This is a genomic window from Sphingobacterium faecium, assembly GCF_003054045.1.
Taxonomy (GTDB): Bacteria; Bacteroidota; Bacteroidia; order Sphingobacteriales; family Sphingobacteriaceae; genus Sphingobacterium; species Sphingobacterium faecium.
This window is the reverse complement of the sequence record NZ_QBKH01000004.1, coordinates 1-24,288: the sequence shown is the minus strand read 5'-3', so window position 1 is coordinate 24,288 and position 24,288 is coordinate 1. Positions and strand designations below refer to the sequence as shown.

The window sequence follows — 24,288 nt, the reverse complement described above, 5'->3', positions numbered from 1 at the left end:
ATTTACTAAAATCTCTCATTTCAGTGTAAGGAATAGCATAATAATAAACACGGTATAGATCATTATAATCATCTATGATGATATCACAAATAAAGCCCAAGAGCATTGCACTTGGGCTTTATTTGTGATATCTAAAGTTGTTTATTTAATCCAACCTTTTTCTATTGCTTCTTTGGCATGGTACGTTAAAATTGCTGTAGCACCTGCACGGCGGAAACTCATTAACGTTTCCAGTATAGCTGTCTCTTGCAGCCAGCCATTACCGATAGCAGCTTTGATCATCGCATATTCGCCAGAAACATTATATGCAGCAATGGGTAGATCAAAGTTATCATGCAATGATTTAATGATATCCAGATAAGGCAAACCAGGTTTTACCATTAAAAAGTCTGCACCCTCCTCCAGATCAAGTTGAGCTTCGATCAATGCTTCTCTACTGTTAGCATAATTCATTTGATAGCTCTTTTTGTCCCCTTTTTTAGGAGCAGAACCCAAGGCATCACGAAATGGACCATAAAATGATGAAGCATATTTTGCGGTATAAGACATCAAGGATACATTTGTAAATCCATTTTCATCTAAAATATTACGAATAAAGCCAATGCGGCCATCCATCATGTCCGAGGGAGCAATAATATCTGCACCAGCTTGCGCATGGGCTAATGCCATTTTCCCTAAAACAACTAATGTTTCGTCATTCAAGATTTCGTCATTCTCGACGATACCATCGTGACCGTCTGAACTATATGGATCCATCGCAACATCAGTAATCACACAAGCTTCAGGAAAGCTTTTTTTAACCTCTTCAATGGCTCGAAGATATAAAGTGCCCTTTCTATAACTTTCAGTTGCGAATTTATCTTTCAAAGACTCTTCAACAGCTGGAAACAAATCAAATGAATTTAATCCCAGTTTCATGCAGCTTTCGATCTCACGCAATAAGTTATCAATCGAATAACGATAGATACCAGGCATAGATGAAATTGCTGTTTTTTGATTTTGCCCTTCTACAATAAAGAGTGGAAAGATTAGATTACCCGCATTTAAACGGTTTTCTTGAATCATATCGCGAATCACAGCAGATTTACGATTTCTTCTCGGACGTTGTAACATGATATATGTATTTAAAGAAGATTGGAAGAACGCATGCTCTTCCAATCGTATTATGAAGAATAATCTAATCCAAATATAGCTTCCGCCAATCCTATCTCATCGGGTGAGTAAGGAAGGGTATAGGAAAGTCCCATTTCATCAAATATCGCAGCAGTAGAGCGACCGATACAAATGACTTGTTGTTCTGGTTCAATTAAATTGTTGACAAAATACGCCTCCGCATTGCTCGGACTTGTAAATATTAAGACCTCAGCACTGGTAGCATTGACATTGTCCTCAAGTACAGTTTCATATACAGGCATATTGATCACCTTAGTTTCTGGACTAAGCGCTTTCTGAATTGTTTCTAAAGATCCTTTAGCACGAGGAATTAAAACGGTACCACCATTTGCCAATGCAGCAAAATGAGCACCGATTTCTTCCATATTAATCCCGAACTGTTCACCAGAAAAATCAGCCACACGATCAAATTTTCGTAATGTTTCTTCTGAACCACGACCTACAACTGCAATTTTTGTCTTTTTACTTAAGCGAGGCTCCAAGCTGAAAAAATGCTCGATGCCATTTTTACTGCCAAAGAAAATCCAATCCACATGCTTTAAGATAAACGGATCCAATTTATTGATAATGGGGAATATTTTAATTAAAGAGCGTGCATCTGCTTGAATATTATGTTTAGCAAAGAATCGAGACAGATAAGAGTTTTCATCTAAATCGCGACTAATGAAAACCGAACTTGGAAGCTTTCTGTCTTTCGCAAACTTAGAAAATATAATTTCTGGTAATAGTAAAGGGTCATTTCCTTTCACATAAAAACGGTCAGGAAATTCATCACTCGTATCAGCAATCGAAGTCCAAGCTTCGTATGTATCACCAACCTTACGACAATAAGCTCCTAATGGAGCGTGACAGCCTGCATCAAAGAGATTTAAAACCTTGCGTTCAACTGCAATTGTTCTTTGTACCTCTTCATTGTTGATGGGTTGCAGTGCTTGAAATAATTCCTCGTCTAGTTCACGAATTTGAACCGCCAATACACCTTGAGCAGGAGCAGGGACCAATTCAACAGGAGGTATCTCTTCAATATGAAAATCTGAAATATCCATATCAATACGTGAAATACCAGCTTTTGCTAGCATGATAGCATCATATTGCTCGTCCCTTAATTTTTGCATACGTGTCTGTAAATTTCCACGTAAATCAGCAAATTCAAGGTCAGGTCTTATAGCAGAAAGTTGTGCCTTACGTCTGTTGGAAGAAGTACCAACAGTAGCATTATGCTTTAATGAAAGACGTTTCTTAATATCAACACAATCTTTATGAATGATTAATAATTCAGCTGGATTTTCGCGGTCAGAAACGGCAGCAATAATCAATCCTGGAGGATTGACAGTTGGTAAATCTTTATGAGAGTGAACAGCTAAATCAATAGTTCCCTGAAGTAATTCCTCTTCTAATTCTTTGGTAAAAAAACCTTTACCTTCCAGTTTATCTAAACGAAGATGTTGAATGATATCACCTTGAGTTTTGATGATTTTTAATTCAGATTCTATGCCAATTTCAGCGAGACGATCTTTGATGAAGTTTGCTTGCCATAACGCAAGTGCACTTCCACGAGTACCAATGATAAGTTTTCTATTCACAATCTATATACTTTACCTTATTTTAATAATTAAGATAAGCAAAAATAAATAAATAGTATTGATTTGATGACACGTAACTGTCAGAATAAATCCGAATGTAATGAAAAAAAGAGCCTTAAGAGCAAAGAGAAGTTAATTTACACCATTTTCGTTCACCTTGACTAATATCTCTTTAGCCATGACCATGGGAACTTTGATGTATTTTTTTTCCATGTAATTAATAATCTTTTCAAGTACATCACGTGCCTCTGGATCTAAAGCCTGAACCTCAGAAGCAAAAACTTCATTTAATGCAACAGATTTGATTTCTTTAATTTTTTGTGGAACCTGACGCATAGCGACTTCAACACGTCTTTGTTTGATGATCGGTAAAAATTCTTGAATATTATCCGCTATGATTTTTTCAGCATTGGACAATTCACTATAACGATCCTCAATATTTTTATTTGCAATAGCTTGCAGTGAACTTACTTCAATATAATGAACAGCATTTTTAGCCAAAACTTCAGCATCGATATCGTTTGGAATAGCAAGATCTATAATGATCTTCTTATCGACTTCTCCATTTAATAAAGATTGGTACAAGGTATTGTCAATAATGGCTGTTGTAGCGCCAGTACAAGTAATCAAGATGTCAAATCCACCTTTATAGTTGATCAATTCCGACAACGGGTAAGCTTGCGCATTTAATTCAGTAGCTAATTTCTCCGCATTTTCAACTGTGCGGTTGAAAATTACAAAATTGCTGGACTGTTTCTTTTGAAAATACTTGGCCAAATTTTGATTCGTTTCTCCAGAGCCAATGATCAAGATCCTTGGATTTTCAACAGACTTAATCTCTTTTAATTTGCGATAAGCTAAAGAAACAACAGAAATAGGATTTCTAGAAATTTTTGTAAATGTGTAAACTTCTTTTGCTGTTTTCACAAGACGATCCATCAGCAAACGAAGAAAATCACCTGTAAAACCTGCTTCTTTACAGCGCTCATAAGCACGACGTACTTGAGCTAGAATTTCCTTTTCACCAACGACCAAACTTTCTAGGGAACAAGACATACGAAGAAGATGGTTTAAAGCATCCATGCCTTCATATTTGTTGACTTGACCTAAATAGCATTGTAATCTTTCTTGAGGGACACAGAAATTGAGTTTTTCCATAAACTGTGCAATGAATTCATTTGTCAGGTCATGAGCACCATAAAACACAAATTCAACACGATTACAAGTACCAATGTAAAAAACCTCAGGAATATCTAAGTTATGTTTTAGATTCATTAGTCTACTCTCTAATTCCTCATTACAAATAACAAGATTACCTAAGTCTTTAAGTTCTACGTGTTTATGTGTGAATGCTAATACCTTAAGATTCTTCAAAGCAATACCCTCGATTAATTTTAACTCTGCAAATGTAGTTTAAAAGCTTTTGCCATATGTCAAAAATCTGTCAAACAGCTGAATTTAGAACGATTACAAATAACGTTAAATTAATGTTAAATCATTGATTTTTATTTACTTATCCGTGTAGTATGAAAATTATGTGATGAATATCATATTTAGCATATGCATATATGCGCAAGATCACACAATAAAAACGGTATCAGCAACATCTGATCAACTGTATTTACCTCCATATTTGTTGTGATTCAGCTGAAATATTCAATTCTAGTACTAAAATACGCTTAGATTGTGGAAAGTTTGTATCGAGTATGAAATGAGGTCGAGTTTAGGCAACACCAAGATTGGTATCAAGGATTAATTTTTAGCAAATAAATATTAAAACTGAACGAGTAGATGATTATTTTTGCTGCATATTAATTTGTATATTATGATTATCATAAGGAAAAACCTAGCATTATCAGGTTTGATATTGTGTCTTTTAGCAGGAATGCTACCCATGCTGAAAGTGCCTATTAAAGGAAATTGGAATCTTTATCAGACCGATGCCGCCTTGTTTTTTATTACCTATATGCTGATAGGAGTGACGGGTTTGCTTTTTTTTGTAAGGCAGTTAGTAGCGTACAGTTGGATGACACGTGTCTTAGGCATTTGGTACTTGATCAGTATATCCGCAGTGTATTTTAAAATCAATAATTACTTCGGATGGGGATTTGCAGATCGTTTACTATCCAAATCTTTGCACATGCGTTGGGGATGGATTGTGTATTTAGTTGGCGTCATCCTCTTATTGCTTAGTGTTAAGAAACTCAAACAAATTGAAGAATAAAAAATAAGCTTGGAAATTTTCCAAGCTTATTTTTTATTCGGACGATGCGAAATAAAATGAGATTTTAATTTATCTAGACCTAAATCCTCCTCTTCTTTATCAAGTTCGTAGATCCATACTTTTTCGCCCAGAATATTGTTGACCTCCTTGGGGTTTGTCAGATCAACCGGGCGAACCCGTTGTTCTTTGACAATAGGATTCTGTATCGCTTGTAACGTATTGCTGTGCCTGATGATTTGAAAACGAAATGTAGGCCATTTGCCAACAGTAGCAAAGTTTCCAGAATAAAATTGGACAGAATCATGTTTGCTAACCTTCTCGGCAAATATCCCTTTTGCTTTATTAATATTCGTATCGGTAATACTCACCAACAGTTCGTATGACGTTTCATTAATGATGTGCAATTTGGCTAAACCATCTTTGTGATCTCCAGAAATAGCCAAAAGGATTCCCTTTTCAATAAATTTTGATGGAACTTCTTCTGCATGCTCAGCCAGCTCGTCATCATCACGACGCATGTTGCCATGTACTAATGTCAATTTACTTGCCAGTACAGGTATTTCAAATCCCGTATCATCTGTTACACCTATGAGATCATTGGACTGAAAGGATGTAATATGACCTTCAATTGGTTCATCTACAAATCGGACTAAATCTCCTATTTTGAAACCCATGTTATTTTAAAATTTTAGTGTCAATAATTCTTAATAATTTTTCTAAATCAGACTCATCGTTGTAGAGATGAAAACCGATTCTTATGCCATTGCCGCGTGGGAAACATTTGATGTTATGTTCCATTAACGTATGGAAATGTTCCTGATCGATCTGTAAATTAAAGATGGTGCTCGTCTCAGCTCTGTTGATAACAGTTTGGCTCAGTATCCTTCTTTTGCTCAACTCGTCCTTCGCCAACTGTACTAATCGATGCGTATAGGAAGCTGTATTTTCCAGGCCTAGTTCAGTAAGAAATTGCAATCCCTTTTGTAAGGTTCCCTGGGCAAGTGTATCGATATGTCCAGGCTCAAAATACAGCTGATCGATATTTTTACCCACCCACATGCTGTCGATTTCAATGTTCTCTGTTGATAGCTCCGGAAAAAGCATGTGTTTTGCGTAGTCATTAGCAAGAATAAAACCATTACCATATCCACCTAGTAGCCATTTATAACCACTAGCACCCACTACATCAAATCCAGATTGAGAAAAGTCAAACACTTCAGTGCCGAAATACTGCGTGCCATCACCAATAATAAGCAATTCAGGAAATTGAGTTTTCAACTGTTTAATAAATTCAATGTTGATCTTAATACCTGAAATATATTGCACGATACTGAAGATAAATACAGTCGGTTGATGCTTTTTTATCGCTTCAATAATATTGTCCTCCAATTGTTCGTCAATTGGAGCAGTAACATATTGAAAGCCTCTCAAAATGACAGAGAAGTTGACAGAAGGATAATCACCTTCCAGCAACAACACTTTTGCCTGTTGAGGAAGTCGTCCCAGTAAAGCATTAAAACCTGTGGAAAAGTTTGATGTGTTATAAATATGATCAGGAGCAATGTTAAAAAACTCGCCAATGCTCTTTTTTACAGCTTGATTAAATTCACCCTGTTTTTCACGTAAATCGGTCGTTGTATCGAAAAAGTCAGCATCTCGCTCTTTCCGCCAATTTTTGGATGCCGTAGGTAATAGACCTGATCCTGGTGTTGTTAAATAGCACACATCATCAGGAATATCAAAATAAGATTTATAATTTACTTGCATGCTGTTCGGTTAAAATAGACAAATATTCGTGTTGAGAAATGCTTGTCCCTCCCATAGAAGCTAAATGCGGCGTATGGAATTGACAATCTACAAATTTCAATTTAAAATGAGTGATTAAATAAATAAGAGCTGCTTTTGAAGCATCAGATACCGTCGAAAACATACTTTCGCCACAGAAAACTTGATTGATATAGATGCCATAAAGTCCACCTACTAATTCATTGTTGTACCAGACTTCTATAGAGTGGGCATAATTGACTTTATTCAGTTCACTATAGGCATGAATCATATCTGCTGTGATCCAGGTTCCATCTTGATTTTTGCGGTTTATTTTAGCGCAATTCTCGATGACCTCTTTAAAAGCTTGGTCAACAGTAATCTTAAATTTATTACTTCTCAAGGTTTGACGCATACTCTTACTGATCTTTAGGTTTTCAGGGAAGATGACAAATCGTTCATGTGGCGCATACCACATAATTGGACTATCATCACTAAACCAAGGGAATATGCCATTTTTATAAGCCAAGATTAAGCGATCCACACTTAAGTCTCCCCCAATCGCAAGCAATCCATCATCATCAGCTAGTTCTGGATGAGGAAAGCTAACACGGCTACTGTCAAAATCTAAATTGAAAACCATTTTTAAAAATAGACAAAAAAACCAGATTGTTTAATCTGGTTGTCTTGTTTCTTTGCTGATTTCATCAAATATTTTGTCCATATGCTCTACATACTCATTGGTGTCATCCAAGAAGAAATCCAATTGTGGTACGATACGAACCTGATTTTTAATTTTAGAACCCAATTTGTATCGAATCTCTGTTGTTTTAGTGCGAATGGCTTTTAAATCTTCAGGAGCCGTTTTGGTATTGAAAAAACTTAAATATACTCGCGCTATAGCTAAGTCTGGTGTTACGCGTACACGTGTTACCGTAATAAATGCACCAGGAGCCCAACTGTTGCCTTCACGTTGGAGTAATTCGGCCAAGTCCTGTTGCAATACTCCAGCAAAACGTTGTTGTCTTTTACTTTCTGTTCCCATCGTATTAGTTTTTTGTTTAGTGAAAATTCACACTATTATGGTACAAAGATAAATATAAAAAAGAATAAAGGCATACCTTGGATGGATATGCCTATATAATTTTGGTTTATAATTAGTTAAGGTTAAATTTCTTAAAGTTTAAAGACTTTTATGGTCTATCATAGTTTGGTTTTTGTGCGGTTTTAAAAGTAAGTGTTTGCTAACTTTAAAACGTATATTTTTATCTTTCACTCTCCCTTATGATACAAACATATAAAAATTAAATTGTTGCTACAATGGATAAACAAAAAACAAAGTAATTACTTACTCACTATCGCTGTTTGCTGAGTTTTAACAAACATTTAACATAAAATTATTTTTTATTTCCACGTTTTGATATACTGATCCTGAAAATCGAATGCACAAATATAGACGTCAAGTATTGCCATCTATACGATGATCTGAAGATCAATTGTTTTATTTGTTTTCAAATGGTATTTTTGTCATGCACATAAATAGCGTATTGAAAAAATGAAAATCTGGCAAAAAAATATAGATGTTGATTCATTTGTCGAATCTTTTACTGTAGGTAATGATCGCGTGATGGATTTACAATTAGCAGCAGCAGACGTTTTAGGTTCTTTGGCCCATACTCGTATGTTAAATAGTATCGCACTGATGACCGATGAAGATCTTGCTGTTGTACAAAAAGAATTGAAAAACATCTATCAAGAAATAAGTGCTGGAAAATTTGAGATCGAAGATTCTGTAGAAGATGTCCATTCTCAAGTAGAAATGCTGTTGACCCAACGCATTGGAGAAGCAGGAAAGAAAATTCATTCAGGACGTTCTAGAAATGATCAAGTACTGGTCGATTTAAAATTGTATTTCAGAACCGAAATTCAAAATATGGTTGGCAACACAGAGGTGTTTTTTCAACAATTGATCTCCCTAAGCGAGCAATATAAAGATGTTCTTATTCCTGGATATACCCATTTGCAGATTGCGATGCCTTCCTCATTTGGATTATGGTTTGGAGCATATGCCGAAAGCTTAGTAGATGATTTAGAATTGATGAAGGCAGCATGGAAGGTGTGCAATAAAAATCCATTAGGTTCCGCAGCAGGCTATGGTTCTTCTTTTCCACTAAATCGGACCATGACTACCAACCTTTTAGGATTCGATGACTTAAATTATAATGTCGTTTATGCGCAAATGGGGAGAGGGAAGACCGAACGTATTTTAGCACAAGCGATGAGTTCTATCGCGGCAACATTGGCAAAGTTTGCGATGGATGTAACGCTATATATCAATCAAAATTTTGGTTTTATCTCATTTCCTGCACATTTGACAACAGGATCAAGTATTATGCCTCATAAAAAGAATCCTGATGTTTTCGAATTGATCCGTTCTCGTTGTAATAAAATTCAGGCATTGCCCAATGAAATTGCATTGATGACAACAAATCTTCCATCAGGGTATCATCGTGATTTGCAACTGCTCAAAGAGAATCTTTTTCCAGCATTCAAGTCATTGAACGACTGCTTAGAAATAGCAACTTTTATGCTTGAGCATATATCAGTAAGAAAAGATGTGTTAGATGATCCTAAATACGATTATTTATTCTCTGTAGAAGTTGTCAATAATGAAGTGCTCAAAGGTGTTCCTTTCCGTGAAGCCTATAAAAATATTGGAATTGCTATTGATGCTGGCGAGTTTCAACCATCTAAAGAAGTTAACCATACCCACGAAGGAAGTATCGGCAACTTGGGTAATGACCAGATCCAGCGGATGTTTGATGAAGTAAAATCTGCATTTGGATTTGAAAAAGTGGAAAATGCTCTAAGCCAGTTGGTGAAGTCGTAAACAGTTAGTCGGTTAGAAAGTTAGTAAGCTAAAAAGTGATCTAACTTTCTATCCATTTAACTTTCTAACCAATTAATGTTATTTTTCAATAGAAAATTTGAAATGTGTCTCGGATGTAAATTCTGATCCCGCTTTTAGTAATGTGGATGGGAACTCAGGTTGATTTGGACTATCCGGAAAATGCTGTGTTTCCAAACAAAAACCGGCATAAGGAAGATAAGCTGTTCCCGATTTTCCAATATCATTGCCAGTCATCCAATTACCGGTATACAATTGTACACCCGGTTCTGTCGTATAAACATCTAAGCGGATACCCGATTTCGGTGAATAAGCAGTTGCACAAGCCCTAGAGATGGGGTTATTGTTGATAAAACAATGATCATAACCCTTCGCTCCAATCAGTTGTTCATCATCGGCGATGATATCCTGAGCAATTGATTTAAATTCTTTAAAATCGAATGGTGTTCCTTCAACAGGAATAGTCGCAATCGGAATTTGATTTTCATCTACAGCAAGGTAAGCATCAGCGTTTATTTTTAACTGATGGCTTAATATATCACCCGAACCTTCACCATTTAAATTAAAATAAGTATGATTCGTGAGATTGATCACCGTATCCTGATCACTGTCTGCTCGATATTTTATGATGATTTCATTATCATTTGTTAAGGTATACGTCACAGATACGTTCAGGTTGCCAGGAAAGCCCTCTTCTCCGTCTTTTGAAACTAAGTAAAATTCAGCCTGAGCTTCATAACTCACACGACGATCCCATATTTTGGTGTGAAATCCATTAGGGCCACCATGTAAGCAATTGATCCCATTATTAATAGGAAGGTTATATACGTGTCCATTTAACTCAAACTTTCCATGAGCGATCCGATTTGCAAATCGACCAGCTGTCACGCCGTGAAACTGTTCGTCTGCTCGATAGTAAAGTCCTATATTGCTAAATCCCAAAGCAACATCCCTGAGTTTTCCTGTGTTGTCAGGAACAAGAATACTGACAATTCGAGCACCATAATCGCTCAAAGCAACCTGCATGCCCCTTGTGTTTTTCAAAACAATAAGGTGTGTGTGTTTTTCGTCTAAAGTACTGGTGAAATTATGGATTGAAGGCAAATGATAATGACTCATGATGGTGATTTTTTTTAGATTCCTTGTTAAAGATAAAGATTATTAACTTTTTAAAAAACGATTCTTGTTATTTATAAAAAATCAATTTGCAAAAACCCACAGCACTTAGAAAATCAAAAAATGTATATTTGCAATATGTCTGTAAATACAAGTATGAATTGGAAACAATTACTATCCGCAAAACGTTGGGGTTATGAGCATCGTGTTAGCGATAGTCATTTAATAGCACGGTCAGAATTTCAACGTGATTACGATAGATTGATTTTTTCTTCCCCCTTTAGAAGATTGCAGAATAAAACACAAGTGTTTCCATTGCCAGGTGCTGTATTTGTACACAATAGATTGACCCATAGTTTAGAAGTAGCCAGTGTCGGTCGATCTCTGGGGCGTCTGTTCTATACCAAGATGAAAGATGCAAATCCTGAAATCGATGAACACTATCCCTACCTTCAAGAAGTCGGAAATATGGTCTCTGCAGCATGTCTCTCACATGATTTGGGCAACCCCGCATTTGGACACTCGGGAGAAGCGGCTATTTCAACTTATTTTACAGAGGGGGACGGTCGTAAGTACCAAGAGCAAGTAACCAAAGAAGAGTGGGCAGATTTGACACACTTCGAAGGTAATGCCAATGCATTGCGGATATTGACCCATCCTTTTAATGGCAAAGATGATAAAGGATTCGCTTTAACATATACCTCATTAGCATCTATTGTGAAATATCCATGCGCTGCGATTGATGGACACATTAAAAAAAATCATCATCGTAAAAAATATGGCTACTTTGCATCCGAACGGGAAACATTTGAAACGATAGCAGCAGAGTTAGGATTATTGGAAGATCCTACCAATACCAAAGGCTACTTACGCCATCCTTTAGTCTATTTGGTAGAGGCTGCAGATGATATTTGTTATAATATCATTGATCTGGAAGATGCACATCATTTGAAAATATTATCATATCCCGAGGTCGAAGATTTATTACTCCCCCTTTGTGGAGGAGAAGATCTAAGAGCTCGTTTGGATTCGCTTTACGACACCGCTAGCCGAGTAGCGCTTTTGAGAGCAAAAGCAATCAATACTTTAACCAGAGCATGTGTTGAAGTATTTTATAATGAGCAAGATCAATTATTAAAAGGAACTTTTCCTAGTGCCTTGATGGATGCTTTAGATGCAGAAGTTGTAGCACATCTTAAAAAGATTAATAAAATATCAGTAGCGAAGATTTACAATGCGCCTACAGTGGTACAGATTGAGGTCGCAGGTTATAAAGTCATGAATGCTTTGTTGTCTGAATTTGTTCCAGCTTATCTCAAAAAAAATAAAAACAGTTATGATGAAAAATTAGTCGCACTAATCCCTCATCAATTTTATACAGACCAAGAGGATTCTTATTCTAAAATTAGATCCGTTTTGGATTTTGTGTCAGGAATGACAGATGTCTATGCGATAGATTTATATCGTAAGATAACAGGAATCATTATTCCTTCCATAGACTAAGCTTAATACAATACAATATTAAAAATAGCAGGATTGTAAAAACATCTGTTTTTGCAATCTTGTTTTTTATCTAAACATAAAATATGAAAGTCGTTATTGCCGAAAAACCATCCGTTGCACGAGATTTGGCCCGAGTTATGGGAGCAAAAGAAACCAATGATGGTTATATTTCAGGAAATGGTTATGCTTTCACCTATGCTTTTGGACATCTGGTGCAATTATGCACACCACAAGCCTATGGATTTCATAATTGGTCAATCGCTAACCTACCTATTATTCCAACAGAATTTAAATTGGAATCTAAAAAGCTAAAACGCGATGGTAAGCAAATCGATGATGCCGGTGCATTAAAACAGCTGAATATCATTAAATATTTGTTAGATAAAGCAGAAGAAGTGATCGTAGCAACCGATGCTGGACGAGAAGGAGAATTGATTTTCCGGAATATTTACTATTACCTCGGAGCAACAGTTCCCTTTAAGCGCTTATGGATTTCCTCGCAGACGGATAAAGCAATTAAAGAAGGGTTCGCAAATCTGAAGGAAGGAACAGAATATGATAGTTTGTATATGTCGGCGCGTTCCCGTTCAGAATCAGATTGGCTTATTGGTATCAATGCCACTCAGGCTATCACGCTTGCTGCCGGAAATCGCGGCTTACTTTCTCTAGGTCGAGTTCAGACGCCGACATTGGCCATGATCTGTTCCCGCTATCTAGAAAATAAAGATTTTAAACCTCAAACATTTTATAAAATTCAAGCTGGCTTTGAAAAAGAGAATATCAAGTTCAAAGCCACTTCCGAAAAAATAGATAAAAAAGAGCTAGCAGAAGAAGCGATTGCTAAAATTACAGTTGGGTCAGAAGCCTTAGTAACTAAAGTTGAAGCAAAAGAAACCAAAGAACAACCACCGTTACTATTTGATTTAACATCCTTACAGCAGGACGCCAATAAAAAGTATGGATATTCTGCAGATCAAACTTTGAATATAGCACAGGCACTTTATGAGAAAAAAGTAATTACTTATCCACGTACTGGATCACGTTATATAGGAGAAGATGTGTTCGAACAGATTGAAGAATTATTCCAGCATTTAGCCGATACAGCAGAAGAAGGTATAGCAACCATTTCTCGAAATCTTATTGGAGCAAAGTTGAATAAAAGATCCGTAGATGAAAAGAAAGTAACCGATCACCATGCCCTTTTGGTAACAGATGAAAAACCAGGAGCTTTATTACAAGAACAGCGGAATATCTACAATATGATCGCTAAGCGTATGGTTGAAAGTTTTTCTGATGTATGCTTAAAAGATATTACCACAGTTGTGATCAACGCAGCAGGGGTCGAATTGATTGCAAAAGGAACCGTAATCAAGCAGTACGGATGGAGACTCTCCGCAGATCAGGTTGAATTGCCGGACGAAGATAAAAATACCGAAGATCAAGATAATGAAAACGCGCAATTGCCCAAATTGATAGCCAATGAGCTATTGGAAATCTTATCGCTGGAATTATCCGAAAGATTTACCAAAGCAAAACCCATACATACGGAAGCATCGTTGCTAAAAGCAATGGAAACTTCAGGTAAAGAAATTGATGACGATGAGATGCGTCAAGCCATGAAAGATTGTGGATTGGGTACACCAGCTACACGTGCAGCAACAATCGAAACCTTATTTCAAAGAGACTACATTAAACGCGATAAAAAGAAACTCATCCCCACAGATAAGGGATTGACCGTTTACAATTTGGTCAAAGATCGTTCCATTGCCAAAGTAACCTTAACAGGTAAATGGGAACAGAAATTAGAAGAAATGCGTGCTAATAAGGTTTCATACGAAGTCTTTATGAAGCATATAAAAGACTATACCGAACGCATCACAAAAGAATTACTCCAACTGCGCATCTCTATCGCACATGAAGAGATCAAGCCCCTGCAAAAAGGAAAGATAAAATGTCCAAAATGTGCAGCAGGACAAATTCAATTATTTGACAAAGTCGCGCAATGTGACCATTATGCTAGAGGCTGTGATTTTAAAATATGGCGTACGTTAAATGGTGTTTTATTGGAAGAAAAGGAGATGAAAAATCTACTTGAAAAAGGTAAAACATCAACATTAAAAGGCATTAAGACCAAAGAAGGAAATACTGTTGAAGGAACCTTAATCTTTGAAAATTTCAAAGTAGGAATACAGTAGGTCAATTTATATCAAATCATTTTCTCAGAATTTGAATTTTTATTTTGTGATGACTTAACTTTTTATAAAACCTGTACCTTTGTCCACTATATGTCAACATCACTATACAATCCATTTAAAACATTTAAGTTTGATAATAAAACCTGTTTTTTGACAGGGCAGGAGCTTTCCTCTTTAGACGAACAAATTCAGGTTTTCCCCGTATGGATGATGCGTGCTTTTGATCTCGAGGAAAAACCTTTTAAGATGTTGGACGAATCCATCGTTACTTATAAAAGTTTAAAGCTTCCTTGTTCAGTAGATGCCGCATTAGCTATTGAAAAAATGGAATCTGAAGTAGAGCGTGCTTTTGCAGCAGGCTACGATGCCGTGCGTGCATTACCTCAAATCACCTTATTTCAGTGGATGTCTAAAATATTGTACGGCGTAGTTTTCAATGAAATTCAAACCGGTATTCGTCAACAAACCTTGACGGGAGAGGAAATGAATTTTTCACAAGTTCTAGCTCAAAAATTCAAAAACCTACATGCCATGTTGCAATCGCTATTGCAACCCATGGAATTTGAAGGAACATATCCATTTTCGATCTTCATCAGCAAAGTCGACAATCCGCCAGAGACCTTCAATTATCGCGATGAAATCAACACCTTGATATTCTCGTTGAGAATGAAGGATTTTGGAATCGTGGCATGTTTGCAAGACAATGCGACCAATAATATCTATCACGAAGATGTATTAAGATTGGTCGATAATCAAACATTGCATCCCATTCAATTTGAAGAACTGGCAGCGCGCTATTTTTATTCTGTTTATTTATTTAATCGCCTTCCCGAATATACCTATTTGAATACACCAAAGATGATTTATGTCGAACCGATGCCCTTGGCCGATATGTCGATGAAACCAATCTTCGATCATTGGCAGGTAAAGGTTTATGGACAAGTATTAGAGAATTTTTGGAAACCTTGGGGATTTCTTTTATTTGAAATCATTAAGAACCCAGATGAACCCATGAGCTTTATTACGGATGAAAATGGAAATTTCGTTCCACGTGAAGCAATTGAACTCCCATTAGGATAAAAAGAAAAAGCCCTTAAAGATTATTTACGGGCTTTTTTCTTTTTTTGTACTGGAAAGCTTCTTTTTTTAGCTTCTTCCAGATCTGCTTCTTTTTTCTTCTTATTGACCATTAAGATCAGGCCAAAAGGGCCAAGTATGGGAACACATAATCCCAATATGGATAAGATAACAAATCCTCCAGTTACATCCTTGAGTCTAAATAATCGGAATAACGCAATGGCCATTAAAGCAAAATGAATAATAGTCACCAATTGAACCAAAGCTAATCTACCTGCATCCATATGTTATATTGATAAGAAACGCAAATGTAAAGAGATTCATTGAATATGGCGAAGCTTTATACAGAAGAACCTGTTATAAGATGCGATTCATAATCGCAATGGCTGCATCAATTTCCTCCATAAGGATATTGAGATGCGGTCTAAAACGAATAGAAAGCCTTCCACACCCCAATAAGATCAGTTTTTCTGCAAATGCATCTTTAATAAATTGATCTCTTACCTGTTCATTTTCAAGATCGAAAGCAATAAATAAACCTTGTCCCCTAATATTACTGATCTGCGGATGATGAATCGCTAACGTTTCGAGCTGTTGCATAAAATAGGCTCCCTTCTGCGTGATAAGTTCAATTAAGTTTTCCTGCTCTATGACTTCTAATATCAGTTTAAAACGCATCATATCCGTAAAGTCCCCTCCAAATGTTGAATTGATGCGCGAAGATTCTTGAAAAACATGTTTTTCTACTCGATCAAACTTGTCCTTGTTAGCAAGTAATCCACAGACCTGAGTTTTCTTGCCAAATGCAACTAAATCTGGAACAACTCCAATATGCTGATAAGCCCACATCGAACCGGTCAAACCAATCCCTGTTTGGACTTCATCAAAAATCAATAGAATATCATGCTCATCACAAATATCGCGTAAGGACTGAAAAAATTCTTTTCTAAAATGGTTATCACCACCTTCCGCTTGAATTGGTTCGATAATGATACAGGCGATATCATTCGGATGTTGAGCAAGTGCATTTCTGATTTCTCGAATGGCCATTTTTTCTTTTTCAATGACTCCTTGTAATACTGTTTCCGTAACCGGAAATGTCAATTTTGGATTGGTAATTCTTGGCCAGTTAAATTTTGGAAAATACATGTATTTTCTTGGGTCTTTCGTATTGGTCAGCGAAAGGGTATAACCCGATCTGCCATGAAATGCTTCTTTAAAGTGAATAACCTGAGAAGCCTCCTTTTCGATACCTTGTGCCAAATTTAATCTTGTTTTCCAATCAAATGCAGCTTTTAACGTGTTTTCTACAGCCAAAGTTCCTCCAGCAATAAAAAAGCAATACTGTAATTCTTTGGGCATAGCCACACGTTCGAAGACTTCCATAAAATCAGCGAACTCTTTAGGATAGATATCGGATAATGCAGGTTTATTAATCGCCATTTTACCTAAAAATTCCTTTTGTGCTAAGAGATGAGGATGGTTATAACCAATGGCGACTGAAGCAAACATGCTAAATAAGTCGAGATATTCATCTCCATTTTGATCAACTAAATAAGAGCCGTGTGATTTTTCCATATCCATGACAATTGGAAAGCCATCGGCTAGTAAATGTTTGGATAATATTTCGTGAACTGTACTCATACTGTTATCAATTAAAAAGTCAATATTAAAGATTAAATGTAATCCCTTGTGCTAAGGGGAGCTCCGTGCTATAATTAATGGTGTTGGTCTGTCTGCGCATATATGCTTTCCAAGCATCTGAACCCGACTCCCGTCCACCTCCAGTGTCTTTTTCACCACCAAAAGCACCACCAATCTCAGCTCCAGAAGTTCCGATATTGACATTCGCAATACCGCAATCCGAACCCTGCGCACTTAAAAACAGCTCAGCTTCTCGCAGATTGTTGGTCATAATGGCTGAGGATAGCCCTTGTTTGACATCATTTTGAATGGCGATAGCATCCAAAACATCCCCTTTATATTTGATTAAATAAAGAATAGGAGCAAAAGTTTCTTTTTGGACGATTTCATAATGATTTTCGACCTCTGCAATAGCAGGTTTAACATAACAGCCACTTTCAAAACCTTTGCCTGTTAACACTCCGCCTGCAACAATAAGTTTACCGCCCTGTTTCTCGATTTCCGAAAGTGCATCTAAATAATGTTCAACCGCCATCTTATCAATCAGTGGACCGACATGATTTTCGGGAAGTAGTGGATCCCCAATCTTAAGTTGAGCGTAGGCCTTTACCAATGAAGCTTTCACCTGTTCATAGACATGTTCATGAATAATGAGTCTACGGGTAGAAGTACAACGCTGGCCTGCTGTACCAACAGCACCAAACACAGCTCCAATAGTGGTCATATTCAGATCCGCATCAGGCGTAATGATAATGGCATTGTTGCCGCCCAGTTCTAAAATAGTTTTTCCTAACCTTCCAGCAACCTGTTGAGCAACTATTTTACCCATTCGCGTAGAGCCAGTAGCCGATATTAAGGGGATATGGCGATCATTGACCATCCATTCTCCGACGACCTTATCACCAATTACTAAATTCGAAATACCTTCTGGTAAATCTTTATGTTTGAGCACATCCGCTAGAATCCGTTGGCACGCGATTGCACATAAAGGTGTTTTTTCACTGGGTTTCCAAATCACGACATCTCCACAAATTAAGGCTAGAGCCGTATTCCATGCCCAAACAGCCACAGGGAAGTTGAAAGCAGAAATTATACCCACAATCCCTAAAGGATGGTATTGATCATACATCCGATGAGAGGGGCGCTCCGAATGAATCGTTGAACCGTAGAGCTGACGCGATAAACCAACAGCAAAATCACAGATGTCAATCATTTCCTGTACCTCACCCATACCTTCTTGCAGGGATTTACCCATTTCATAAGAAACAAGTTTACCAAGAGCAGGCTTTAGCGCTCTCAATTTCTCGCCAAATAACCGGATCACTTCCCCTCTTTGTGGAGCAGGTACTAATCGCCAAGTTGCATATGCTTGCTGTGCTTGTGCACATATTTGATTGTAATCATCATGGGAAGAACAAGTCACTGTAGCAATTGCTTGCGCATCGACAGGCGAGTTGGAAGTGATATCTTCTCCAGTTGCAAACCAATTTTGTCCTGTAGACGAACCCAAATTGGTCGGAAGAATGCCCAATTCTTTTAATTCTTGTATCATCATATTGGCTTATATTGTTCGTTAATATTTTAAATATAGTGAATTATATTCGAAATATTAGCTATATTTAGATATTAAATTATGATTAGTATGAACTTAACATGCGATTATTTCAATATAGATGAGCTCTTATCAGAAGAGAATAAGCTCATTCGCCAATCCATTCGCGATTTTGTCAGCACGGAAATAAAACCAGTCATAAACGATGCGGCTCAACATCATCATGATATTCCCAATTTGATGTTGAAACTTGGCGCCATTGGAGCATTAGGACCATATATTCCAGAACAATACGGTGGAGCAGGTTTAGATCAGATAGCTTATGGAATCATCATGCAGGAATTGGAGGCAGGAGATTCAGCCATCCGATCGGCAGCATCTGTACAATCATCCTTAGTCATGTATCCCATCTTTACATTTGGAAGTGAAGCACAAAAGCAAAAGTATCTCCCAAAACTAGCCACCGGAACATACATTGGTAGCTTCGGCTTGACTGAGCCCAATCACGGATCAGACCCTGCAGCGATGGAAACGCGATTGCTCAAAAAGGATGGAAAATATATCCTCAATGGCGCCAAGATGTGGATTACAAATGCCCCAATATGTGATATCGCGATCGTATGGGCAAGAGACGAACAGGATAAAATAAGAGGATGTATCGTCGAGCGCAATATGGAAGGATTCACGACTCCTGAAACAGCTAATAAATGGTCGCTACGTGCATCGAAGACAGGCGAGTTGATTTTTCAAAACGTAGAAATACCTTCAGAAAATATTTTACCTGAAGTAAATTCACTCCGTGGTCCATTTTCTTGTTTAAACTCGGCACGGTACGGCATTTCATGGGGAGTCATTGGAGCGGCAATTGATTGTTATCAAACAGCAGTAAAATATGCTTTGGAAAGAGAACAGTTTGGCAAGCCAATAGCCTCTTATCAATTGCAACAAAAAAAACTGGCAGAATTTCTGACAGAAATAACAAAAGCCCAATTATTAGCATGGCGCTTGGGCGTACTGAAAAATGAAGGAAAAGCTACGCCGGCACAGATCTCGATGGCAAAACGGAATAATGTACATATGGCATTAGAAATCGCTAGAGAATCAAGACAGATACTAGGAGCGATGGGGATTGTCGGTGATTTTCCGATGATGCGGCACATGATGAATTTAGAATCTGTCATTACTTATGAAGGAACACACGATATCCACCTATTGATCACAGGCAATGATATCACGGGATTAAGTGCTTTTTAAGTTGGATTTAATAATAGGATTAAGATTGTAATACCACGCCTAATGAGCGATGATAAGATGTCACCTCATAATAGATGATCTATCCACATTGAATGATATCTTGAAACAAAGAGAAATAAGCTTTAGACATTTTCTCCCAGCTATAATGCTGTAATGAATACGCTTGAAATTCTTTGCTTCTATTCTGTAGAAGCAAAGGATCATCAAGGGCATCTTTGATTTCCGAAATCCAGCGATCAGCCTTCTCTGTAGGAATTAGAAATCCATTTTTCTGATGAACAATAGCATCAGAGATACCTTCAAGATCCGAAGCAAATACGGTCGCCCCGCAGATACTTGCCTCCAGACATACTAAACCAAAACCTTCCATATCGCCATCAACTTTGATATTAGGCATGATAAAAAGTCCAGAATGACAAAGCAAAGACTGTACATCTACAAGGGGAATTTTTCCGATGTGCTGTAATCGATCTTCATAATCAGGATTTCTTAAATATTGACGTATGACCTTCTGGTCTGATGGAAATCCCAGAAATAAAAATACAAGATGGCGCACAGGCTGTGGTAAGGCATAGAGTAATTTCTCTTTCCATGTTTCGGTCATAGTAAAAGGACCGATTAAAATAAGTTTATAGTCTGCAGGTAATTGTGGAAGAACATGTTTTATAAACCAAGAAATGCCTTTCCGTTTTACAGGTCTTCCAAGTGCAATGATCAATTTATTCCCATCCTTGTCAATCTTATATTTCTTTAAAATAACATCAATCGCAACATGAGGATCCATAACGAGATGATGGTCCACACCATTTGCAATAACATCAATTTTATTTGGGTCAATTCCCCGATCAATAGCAGCTTGTTTTGTCGCTTGACTGACAGCAATAATTTTATCAAAACGATTGAACTCAGGAATAATTTTCTTCTGGAAATGCCTCAAAGGAAATACTACATCAAGGCCATGAATCGTCACAACTTTTTTTAAGTGATCATACCCTCGGTGCCGTAAAGACAAGCTCGCAACTAAGCCATCATTAAAGTGTATAAGTCGGACGTTCGGATGTCTATCCAAGACTGCTAAAATTCGTTTATTCAGTAGAAAAAAGAATCGCAGAATAGATTCATTCCCTTGATAAACGATTTGATGAACTTGAGTGAGAGAGCTCATCCCATTAATGAGCTCAAAGCTCTGTTTTTCCATACCTCCGATAGCTGGTGGAAACTTGTGACTGATGAAGAGAATTTCCATATTAGGATGTCGACAACCTTTTTTTAAGTCCGAGATAAGCAAAAAAACCAAAAATGATCCAAAAAACTTGTCGTGAACGCCTGATTAAAGCGATGATCAACCATACTTGAATCGTATAAATACCGGCACTAGTCAATAGTAACCTATTGCCAAATTCCTCAATACCGATCTGAGCTGGAATAAAAGCACCAAAACTTTTGATAATCACAATACCCATGTCCATAAATTGACTCAGTACAATCGGAATCGTAATGCCAGAAAAATATAGAATAAGGAAAAGCTCAAAAGCTCCAACAACCCAGTGCAGAAAAAAATAAAGATAAGCCCGATAACATTTATACGGTTGACTTTGATGAAATACCAAAACCGCATTGAGCACGAGCTGAAGGCGTATACTGAGCCTTCTAAAAAATTTCCATGATAATGCCGATGCAACCTGTAGTTTTTTAGACCTTTTGAGTAGAAAAAAGATAATCAGAGGAATTGAAAAGAGTGCGATGACCAATATCCATAAGATCACAAGCGTTTGGTCAGGTATATTTTTATTAAAAGAGCTGGTTAAGAACCAAAAACCGGTAATACCAAATAATGAAAATTGTGTTATAATGGCTAAAAAGCGGGATATGAGCACAGAATTGACAATCTCTTGTGGAGAGGTACCCGTAGGTTTTAGGAGAACGGTTTTAATATAATCACCACCTATTATACTGGTTGGGTTGAATAAGCCTATCGTTTCACCAATGTGCCGAATACAAAATAGCTGCCATAAAGATAATCTTTTTGGTTTTTCAATAAAGCAGTTTTGCCATCCAGCAGTTCCAAAAAGATAAGCCAGACCAGTAATAACGATAATCCAAACCAGGTTCCAACCCATATGAGCAACTTCCTTTAATACTGCTCCCAGATCGATATGGCTAATGAAAACAGATAAAGAAATAATAAGGAGCAGAACAAGTATTGATTTTAAAATTTTTATCCGTATCAACCTGCCTGAAATTTAATCATGGAATCTGCCGCATCCATACACATTTGTTCGAGTTCCTCAAAATATACAGCTGCTAATGAATTCCAATCCATTGATTTACTAAATTGCAATCCAGCATTTCCAATGTCATTTCTAAGTTGTTTATCTCTTAATAATTGTATAATGCGTTTGACAAACGCCGCGGCATCTTTAGGTTTACACTTAAAACCGTTAACACCTTCAGTTACGAGGTCTGCAGAACCACCGCCATCTGCAATAACACAAGGAAGAGCCGATGCCATAGCCTCAATCACAACATTGCCGTAAGTTTCCGAATGAGAAGGAAAAACAAATAAAGTTGAGGAAGCATATAACTTCGCGAGATCATTATGATTTAGTTTACCTAAAAAAAGTGCATCGGGCATACTTTGACGACATGCATCCATCGCCGAACCATCACCCGCAACAATAAAATTTAAGGGAATAGATTGTTGCTTTAATAAGCTGTAGATGTCGATCAGTGTTTTTAAGTTCTTTTCCCATACAAGACGACTGGCAAATAGTATTGTTGGATGATTGTTTCCCGTTATTTCTGCCATCCAATTTTCATCTTTTTTGTTCGGTGAAAACAAGGTGTTGTCAATTCCTCGTTTCCAGATCTGCATCAAGGTCGGGTTGATACCCATTTTTGTGAGTTCAGATACAATACTAGTTGTAGGTACATATACCTTGTCACAGTTATTATAGAATTTATTCTGTGTTTGAATAATCTTTTTCTTTGTTGGTCCGACTAAGAAAGAAAAATGTTTAAGATAATAATCAATATAGCTTACGAAGTGTGTGTGGTAAATACTGATCACCGGTTTTTGGTTTTTTAGAGCATAGCGCTGTGCATAAAATCCTAAAAGTGAAGGTGTGGCGATATGAATAATGTCAGGATTGAAATCTTGTAGTCTTTTCCGAATACGCTGGTCTACCAAAGCTGGAATAGCCATAGTATAGTTTTGCTGTATGGGAATACTTAAAGACGGTATTTTCATACATTCAAAATCTTGTATTTGATCTGGTCCTGTGCCATAAATAAACAAAAACTCAAATCTATTTTTATCGATGCGGTCGACAAGCTGAAAAATTGTACGTGCAGCTCCATCAAAATCTGGAATCATGATTTCGGCAAAAAAAGCAACTCTTATCATGGTGAATTATTTATTCAAAGTAAAGAGCTCTATGTTTCCTTATGAATAAGCCTAGATGAACAAATGATGGTTTTTATATTATCCCGATATTATCACAAGATCAGTTGAATGTTGATTTACATACCGATTTCATTTTTGTCCATCCTTATTTTTCATTTAATAGCAATATGATGATGCATCTTGCTGTATTCACCCTGGCCTCATTCCTGTAGAACCAGGTGTGAGTTGTTTAATAGTATGTTTTTTATATCGATCATATTTCAATGAAAATTTGATACGCTATATAAGAGTCAATGTACCTGTATAGTGTTCCACTATAAAAGCATACCAAATCCTGACCAACTTCGTATTTAATACAGGTATAGTAGGGGGATAACAGGGGGTTTATAGGGGGTTAGTAGGGGTATAACCCTACTAACTCTCTATAAACCCTAAGTAATATCTGGCATATTCCCCGTTTAATAGTTAAGTTAGTATGTAGTTGGTCAGAATTTGTCTCTAGGATCTGGTATATATTAATAAAGTAACGCAGTGACCGAGTGACGCAGTGATGTAGAGACGGAGTAAAGCAGTAACATAATAAAAGGGTAACGCAGTATTCGTCAGATGATCTAATATATGGACAAGGTGACGGGCGTGTCCGCACAAAGATGATCCCAGACAAATTAACATGTGATCCATACCAAAAGGTAATCCATATCCGACCCTGCATGATCATAAGGTGGCATCTGGATAAATTATCGGTCACATTTCTAGCTCTTTACCGTGTCGCGGTAAACTATTTCCGTAAAAGGTTAGGAAGTGAAGGATAAAAGTTCCTATCTTTGCACCACTCCGCAAGGGAGGAACGGCTGATCCGAAAGGGGAAGCACTGAAAAAAGAAGGGTTT

General features: G+C 37.1%; 20 protein-coding genes. 6 read left to right on the top strand and 14 right to left on the bottom strand.

Translation table 11 applies throughout. The features are described 5' to 3' along the window. Positions 1-141 precede the first annotated feature (141 nt). The 3 genes from hemB to hemA all read right to left on the bottom strand — a co-directional run bounded on the left by hemB (position 142) and on the right by hemA (position 4,130). Positions 142-1,113: a porphobilinogen synthase gene (gene hemB, locus C8N37_RS11745; RefSeq protein WP_108159102.1), complete on the bottom strand. Its 972-nt coding sequence runs from the start codon at positions 1,111-1,113 to the stop codon at positions 142-144. A 50-nt stretch (positions 1,114-1,163) separates the two neighbouring features. Further along, positions 1,164-2,756, bottom strand: a complete 1,593-nt coding sequence (hemC, locus tag C8N37_RS11740; RefSeq protein WP_108159101.1) for a hydroxymethylbilane synthase — start codon at positions 2,754-2,756, stop codon at positions 1,164-1,166. A 132-nt stretch (positions 2,757-2,888) separates the two neighbouring features. Next, a complete protein-coding gene (gene hemA, locus C8N37_RS11735; protein WP_108159100.1) occupies positions 2,889-4,130 on the bottom strand; it encodes a glutamyl-tRNA reductase in 1,242 nt (413 codons plus the stop codon). 451 nt (positions 4,131-4,581) lie between these two features. Between hemA and C8N37_RS11730 the strand changes: the two genes are divergently transcribed. Further along, a complete protein-coding gene (locus tag C8N37_RS11730) occupies positions 4,582-4,980 on the top strand; it encodes a hypothetical protein (RefSeq protein ID WP_108159099.1) in 399 nt (132 codons plus the stop codon). A gap of 26 nt (positions 4,981-5,006) precedes the next feature. On the opposite strand, the gene C8N37_RS11725 is transcribed toward C8N37_RS11730, so the two are convergent. The 4 genes from C8N37_RS11725 to rbfA are packed head-to-tail and all read right to left on the bottom strand — an operon-like array spanning position 5,007 to position 7,789. Continuing rightward, the gene (locus tag C8N37_RS11725; protein WP_108159098.1) at positions 5,007-5,654 is read right to left on the bottom strand and encodes a hypothetical protein; all 648 of its coding nucleotides are present in this window, start codon (positions 5,652-5,654) and stop codon (positions 5,007-5,009) included. A gap of 1 nt (position 5,655) precedes the next feature. Further along, the gene (locus tag C8N37_RS11720; protein WP_108159097.1) at positions 5,656-6,747 is read right to left on the bottom strand and encodes an aminotransferase class V-fold PLP-dependent enzyme; all 1,092 of its coding nucleotides are present in this window, start codon (positions 6,745-6,747) and stop codon (positions 5,656-5,658) included. Next, positions 6,731-7,387, bottom strand: a complete 657-nt coding sequence (aat, locus tag C8N37_RS11715) for a leucyl/phenylalanyl-tRNA--protein transferase (RefSeq protein WP_108159466.1) — start codon at positions 7,385-7,387, stop codon at positions 6,731-6,733. Before aat ends, C8N37_RS11720 begins: the two co-directional genes overlap by 17 nt. Positions 7,388-7,417: 30 nt before the next feature. Beyond that, on the bottom strand, positions 7,418-7,789 hold the full coding sequence (gene rbfA, locus C8N37_RS11710) for a 30S ribosome-binding factor RbfA (protein ID WP_045754929.1): 372 nt from the start codon (positions 7,787-7,789) through the stop codon (positions 7,418-7,420). Positions 7,790-8,299: 510 nt separating this feature from the next. On the opposite strand from rbfA, the gene argH reads away from it, so the two are divergent. Continuing rightward, positions 8,300-9,634, top strand: coding sequence for an argininosuccinate lyase (argH, locus tag C8N37_RS11705; protein ID WP_108159096.1), 1,335 nt, complete (start codon positions 8,300-8,302; stop codon positions 9,632-9,634). 78 nt (positions 9,635-9,712) lie between these two features. Here argH and C8N37_RS11700 read toward each other — a convergent pair whose 3' ends face one another. Further along, positions 9,713-10,771, bottom strand: a complete 1,059-nt coding sequence (locus C8N37_RS11700) for an aldose epimerase family protein (RefSeq protein ID WP_108159095.1) — start codon at positions 10,769-10,771, stop codon at positions 9,713-9,715. 135 nt (positions 10,772-10,906) lie between these two features. On the opposite strand from C8N37_RS11700, the gene C8N37_RS11695 reads away from it, so the two are divergent. From C8N37_RS11695 to C8N37_RS11685, 3 genes are all read left to right on the top strand, one after another. Next, on the top strand, positions 10,907-12,271 hold the full coding sequence (locus tag C8N37_RS11695) for a deoxyguanosinetriphosphate triphosphohydrolase (RefSeq protein ID WP_108159094.1): 1,365 nt from the start codon (positions 10,907-10,909) through the stop codon (positions 12,269-12,271). 83 nt (positions 12,272-12,354) lie between these two features. Beyond that, positions 12,355-14,466, top strand: coding sequence for a type IA DNA topoisomerase (locus C8N37_RS11690; protein ID WP_108159093.1), 2,112 nt, complete (start codon positions 12,355-12,357; stop codon positions 14,464-14,466). A gap of 90 nt (positions 14,467-14,556) precedes the next feature. Continuing rightward, the gene (locus C8N37_RS11685) at positions 14,557-15,546 is read left to right on the top strand and encodes a hypothetical protein (RefSeq protein WP_108159092.1); all 990 of its coding nucleotides are present in this window, start codon (positions 14,557-14,559) and stop codon (positions 15,544-15,546) included. Between the two features lie 20 nt (positions 15,547-15,566). On the opposite strand, the gene C8N37_RS11680 is transcribed toward C8N37_RS11685, so the two are convergent. The 3 genes from C8N37_RS11680 to amaB all read right to left on the bottom strand — a co-directional run bounded on the left by C8N37_RS11680 (position 15,567) and on the right by amaB (position 18,742). Next, entirely contained in the window at positions 15,567-15,827 is a 261-nt protein-coding gene (locus C8N37_RS11680) for a hypothetical protein (RefSeq protein ID WP_108159091.1), read from the bottom strand. A 73-nt stretch (positions 15,828-15,900) separates the two neighbouring features. Then, positions 15,901-17,187 carry an L-lysine 6-transaminase gene (gene lat, locus C8N37_RS11675; protein WP_108159090.1) on the bottom strand — a complete coding sequence of 429 codons (1,287 nt, stop codon included), beginning with the start codon at positions 17,185-17,187 and terminating at the stop codon, positions 15,901-15,903. Between the two features lie 25 nt (positions 17,188-17,212). After that, positions 17,213-18,742: an L-piperidine-6-carboxylate dehydrogenase gene (amaB, locus tag C8N37_RS11670; protein ID WP_108159089.1), complete on the bottom strand. Its 1,530-nt coding sequence runs from the start codon at positions 18,740-18,742 to the stop codon at positions 17,213-17,215. An 87-nt stretch (positions 18,743-18,829) separates the two neighbouring features. Between amaB and C8N37_RS11665 the strand changes: the two genes are divergently transcribed. Beyond that, the gene (locus C8N37_RS11665) at positions 18,830-19,993 is read left to right on the top strand and encodes an acyl-CoA dehydrogenase family protein (protein WP_108159088.1); all 1,164 of its coding nucleotides are present in this window, start codon (positions 18,830-18,832) and stop codon (positions 19,991-19,993) included. A gap of 79 nt (positions 19,994-20,072) precedes the next feature. Here C8N37_RS11665 and C8N37_RS11660 read toward each other — a convergent pair whose 3' ends face one another. The 3 genes from C8N37_RS11660 to C8N37_RS11650 are packed head-to-tail and all read right to left on the bottom strand — an operon-like array spanning position 20,073 to position 23,399. Next, the gene (locus tag C8N37_RS11660; protein WP_108159087.1) at positions 20,073-21,239 is read right to left on the bottom strand and encodes a glycosyltransferase family 4 protein; all 1,167 of its coding nucleotides are present in this window, start codon (positions 21,237-21,239) and stop codon (positions 20,073-20,075) included. Position 21,240: 1 nt separating this feature from the next. Next, positions 21,241-22,224, bottom strand: a complete 984-nt coding sequence (locus tag C8N37_RS11655) for a lysylphosphatidylglycerol synthase transmembrane domain-containing protein (RefSeq protein WP_153194261.1) — start codon at positions 22,222-22,224, stop codon at positions 21,241-21,243. Beyond that, positions 22,221-23,399 (bottom strand): glycosyltransferase family 4 protein, encoded by a 1,179-nt coding sequence (locus tag C8N37_RS11650; RefSeq protein WP_108159085.1) that lies wholly within the window; start codon positions 23,397-23,399, stop codon positions 22,221-22,223. Before C8N37_RS11650 ends, C8N37_RS11655 begins: the two co-directional genes overlap by 4 nt. Between the last annotated feature and the right edge of the window lie 889 nt (positions 23,400-24,288).

Excerpts from the sequence above, each read along its gene's own strand:
- hemB (WP_108159102.1), bottom strand. The coding sequence starts at position 1,113 with ATGTTACAACGTCCGAGAAGAAATCGTAAATCTGCTGTGATTCGCGAT.
- C8N37_RS11730 (WP_108159099.1), top strand. The coding sequence starts at position 4,582 with ATGATTATCATAAGGAAAAACCTAGCATTATCAGGTTTGATATTGTGT.
- C8N37_RS11725 (WP_108159098.1), bottom strand. The coding sequence starts at position 5,654 with ATGGGTTTCAAAATAGGAGATTTAGTCCGATTTGTAGATGAACCAATT.
- C8N37_RS11720 (WP_108159097.1), bottom strand. The coding sequence starts at position 6,747 with ATGCAAGTAAATTATAAATCTTATTTTGATATTCCTGATGATGTGTGC.
- aat (WP_108159466.1), bottom strand. The coding sequence starts at position 7,387 with ATGGTTTTCAATTTAGATTTTGACAGTAGCCGTGTTAGCTTTCCTCAT.
- rbfA (WP_045754929.1), bottom strand. The coding sequence starts at position 7,789 with ATGGGAACAGAAAGTAAAAGACAACAACGTTTTGCTGGAGTATTGCAA.
- argH (WP_108159096.1), top strand. The coding sequence starts at position 8,300 with ATGAAAATCTGGCAAAAAAATATAGATGTTGATTCATTTGTCGAATCT.
- C8N37_RS11700 (WP_108159095.1), bottom strand. The coding sequence starts at position 10,771 with ATGAGTCATTATCATTTGCCTTCAATCCATAATTTCACCAGTACTTTA.
- C8N37_RS11695 (WP_108159094.1), top strand. The coding sequence starts at position 10,907 with ATGTCTGTAAATACAAGTATGAATTGGAAACAATTACTATCCGCAAAA.
- C8N37_RS11690 (WP_108159093.1), top strand. The coding sequence starts at position 12,355 with ATGAAAGTCGTTATTGCCGAAAAACCATCCGTTGCACGAGATTTGGCC.
- C8N37_RS11685 (WP_108159092.1), top strand. The coding sequence starts at position 14,557 with ATGTCAACATCACTATACAATCCATTTAAAACATTTAAGTTTGATAAT.
- C8N37_RS11680 (WP_108159091.1), bottom strand. The coding sequence starts at position 15,827 with ATGGATGCAGGTAGATTAGCTTTGGTTCAATTGGTGACTATTATTCAT.
- lat (WP_108159090.1), bottom strand. The coding sequence starts at position 17,187 with ATGAGTACAGTTCACGAAATATTATCCAAACATTTACTAGCCGATGGC.
- amaB (WP_108159089.1), bottom strand. The coding sequence starts at position 18,742 with ATGATGATACAAGAATTAAAAGAATTGGGCATTCTTCCGACCAATTTG.
- C8N37_RS11665 (WP_108159088.1), top strand. The coding sequence starts at position 18,830 with ATGAACTTAACATGCGATTATTTCAATATAGATGAGCTCTTATCAGAA.
- C8N37_RS11660 (WP_108159087.1), bottom strand. The coding sequence starts at position 21,239 with ATGGAAATTCTCTTCATCAGTCACAAGTTTCCACCAGCTATCGGAGGT.
- C8N37_RS11650 (WP_108159085.1), bottom strand. The coding sequence starts at position 23,399 with ATGATAAGAGTTGCTTTTTTTGCCGAAATCATGATTCCAGATTTTGAT.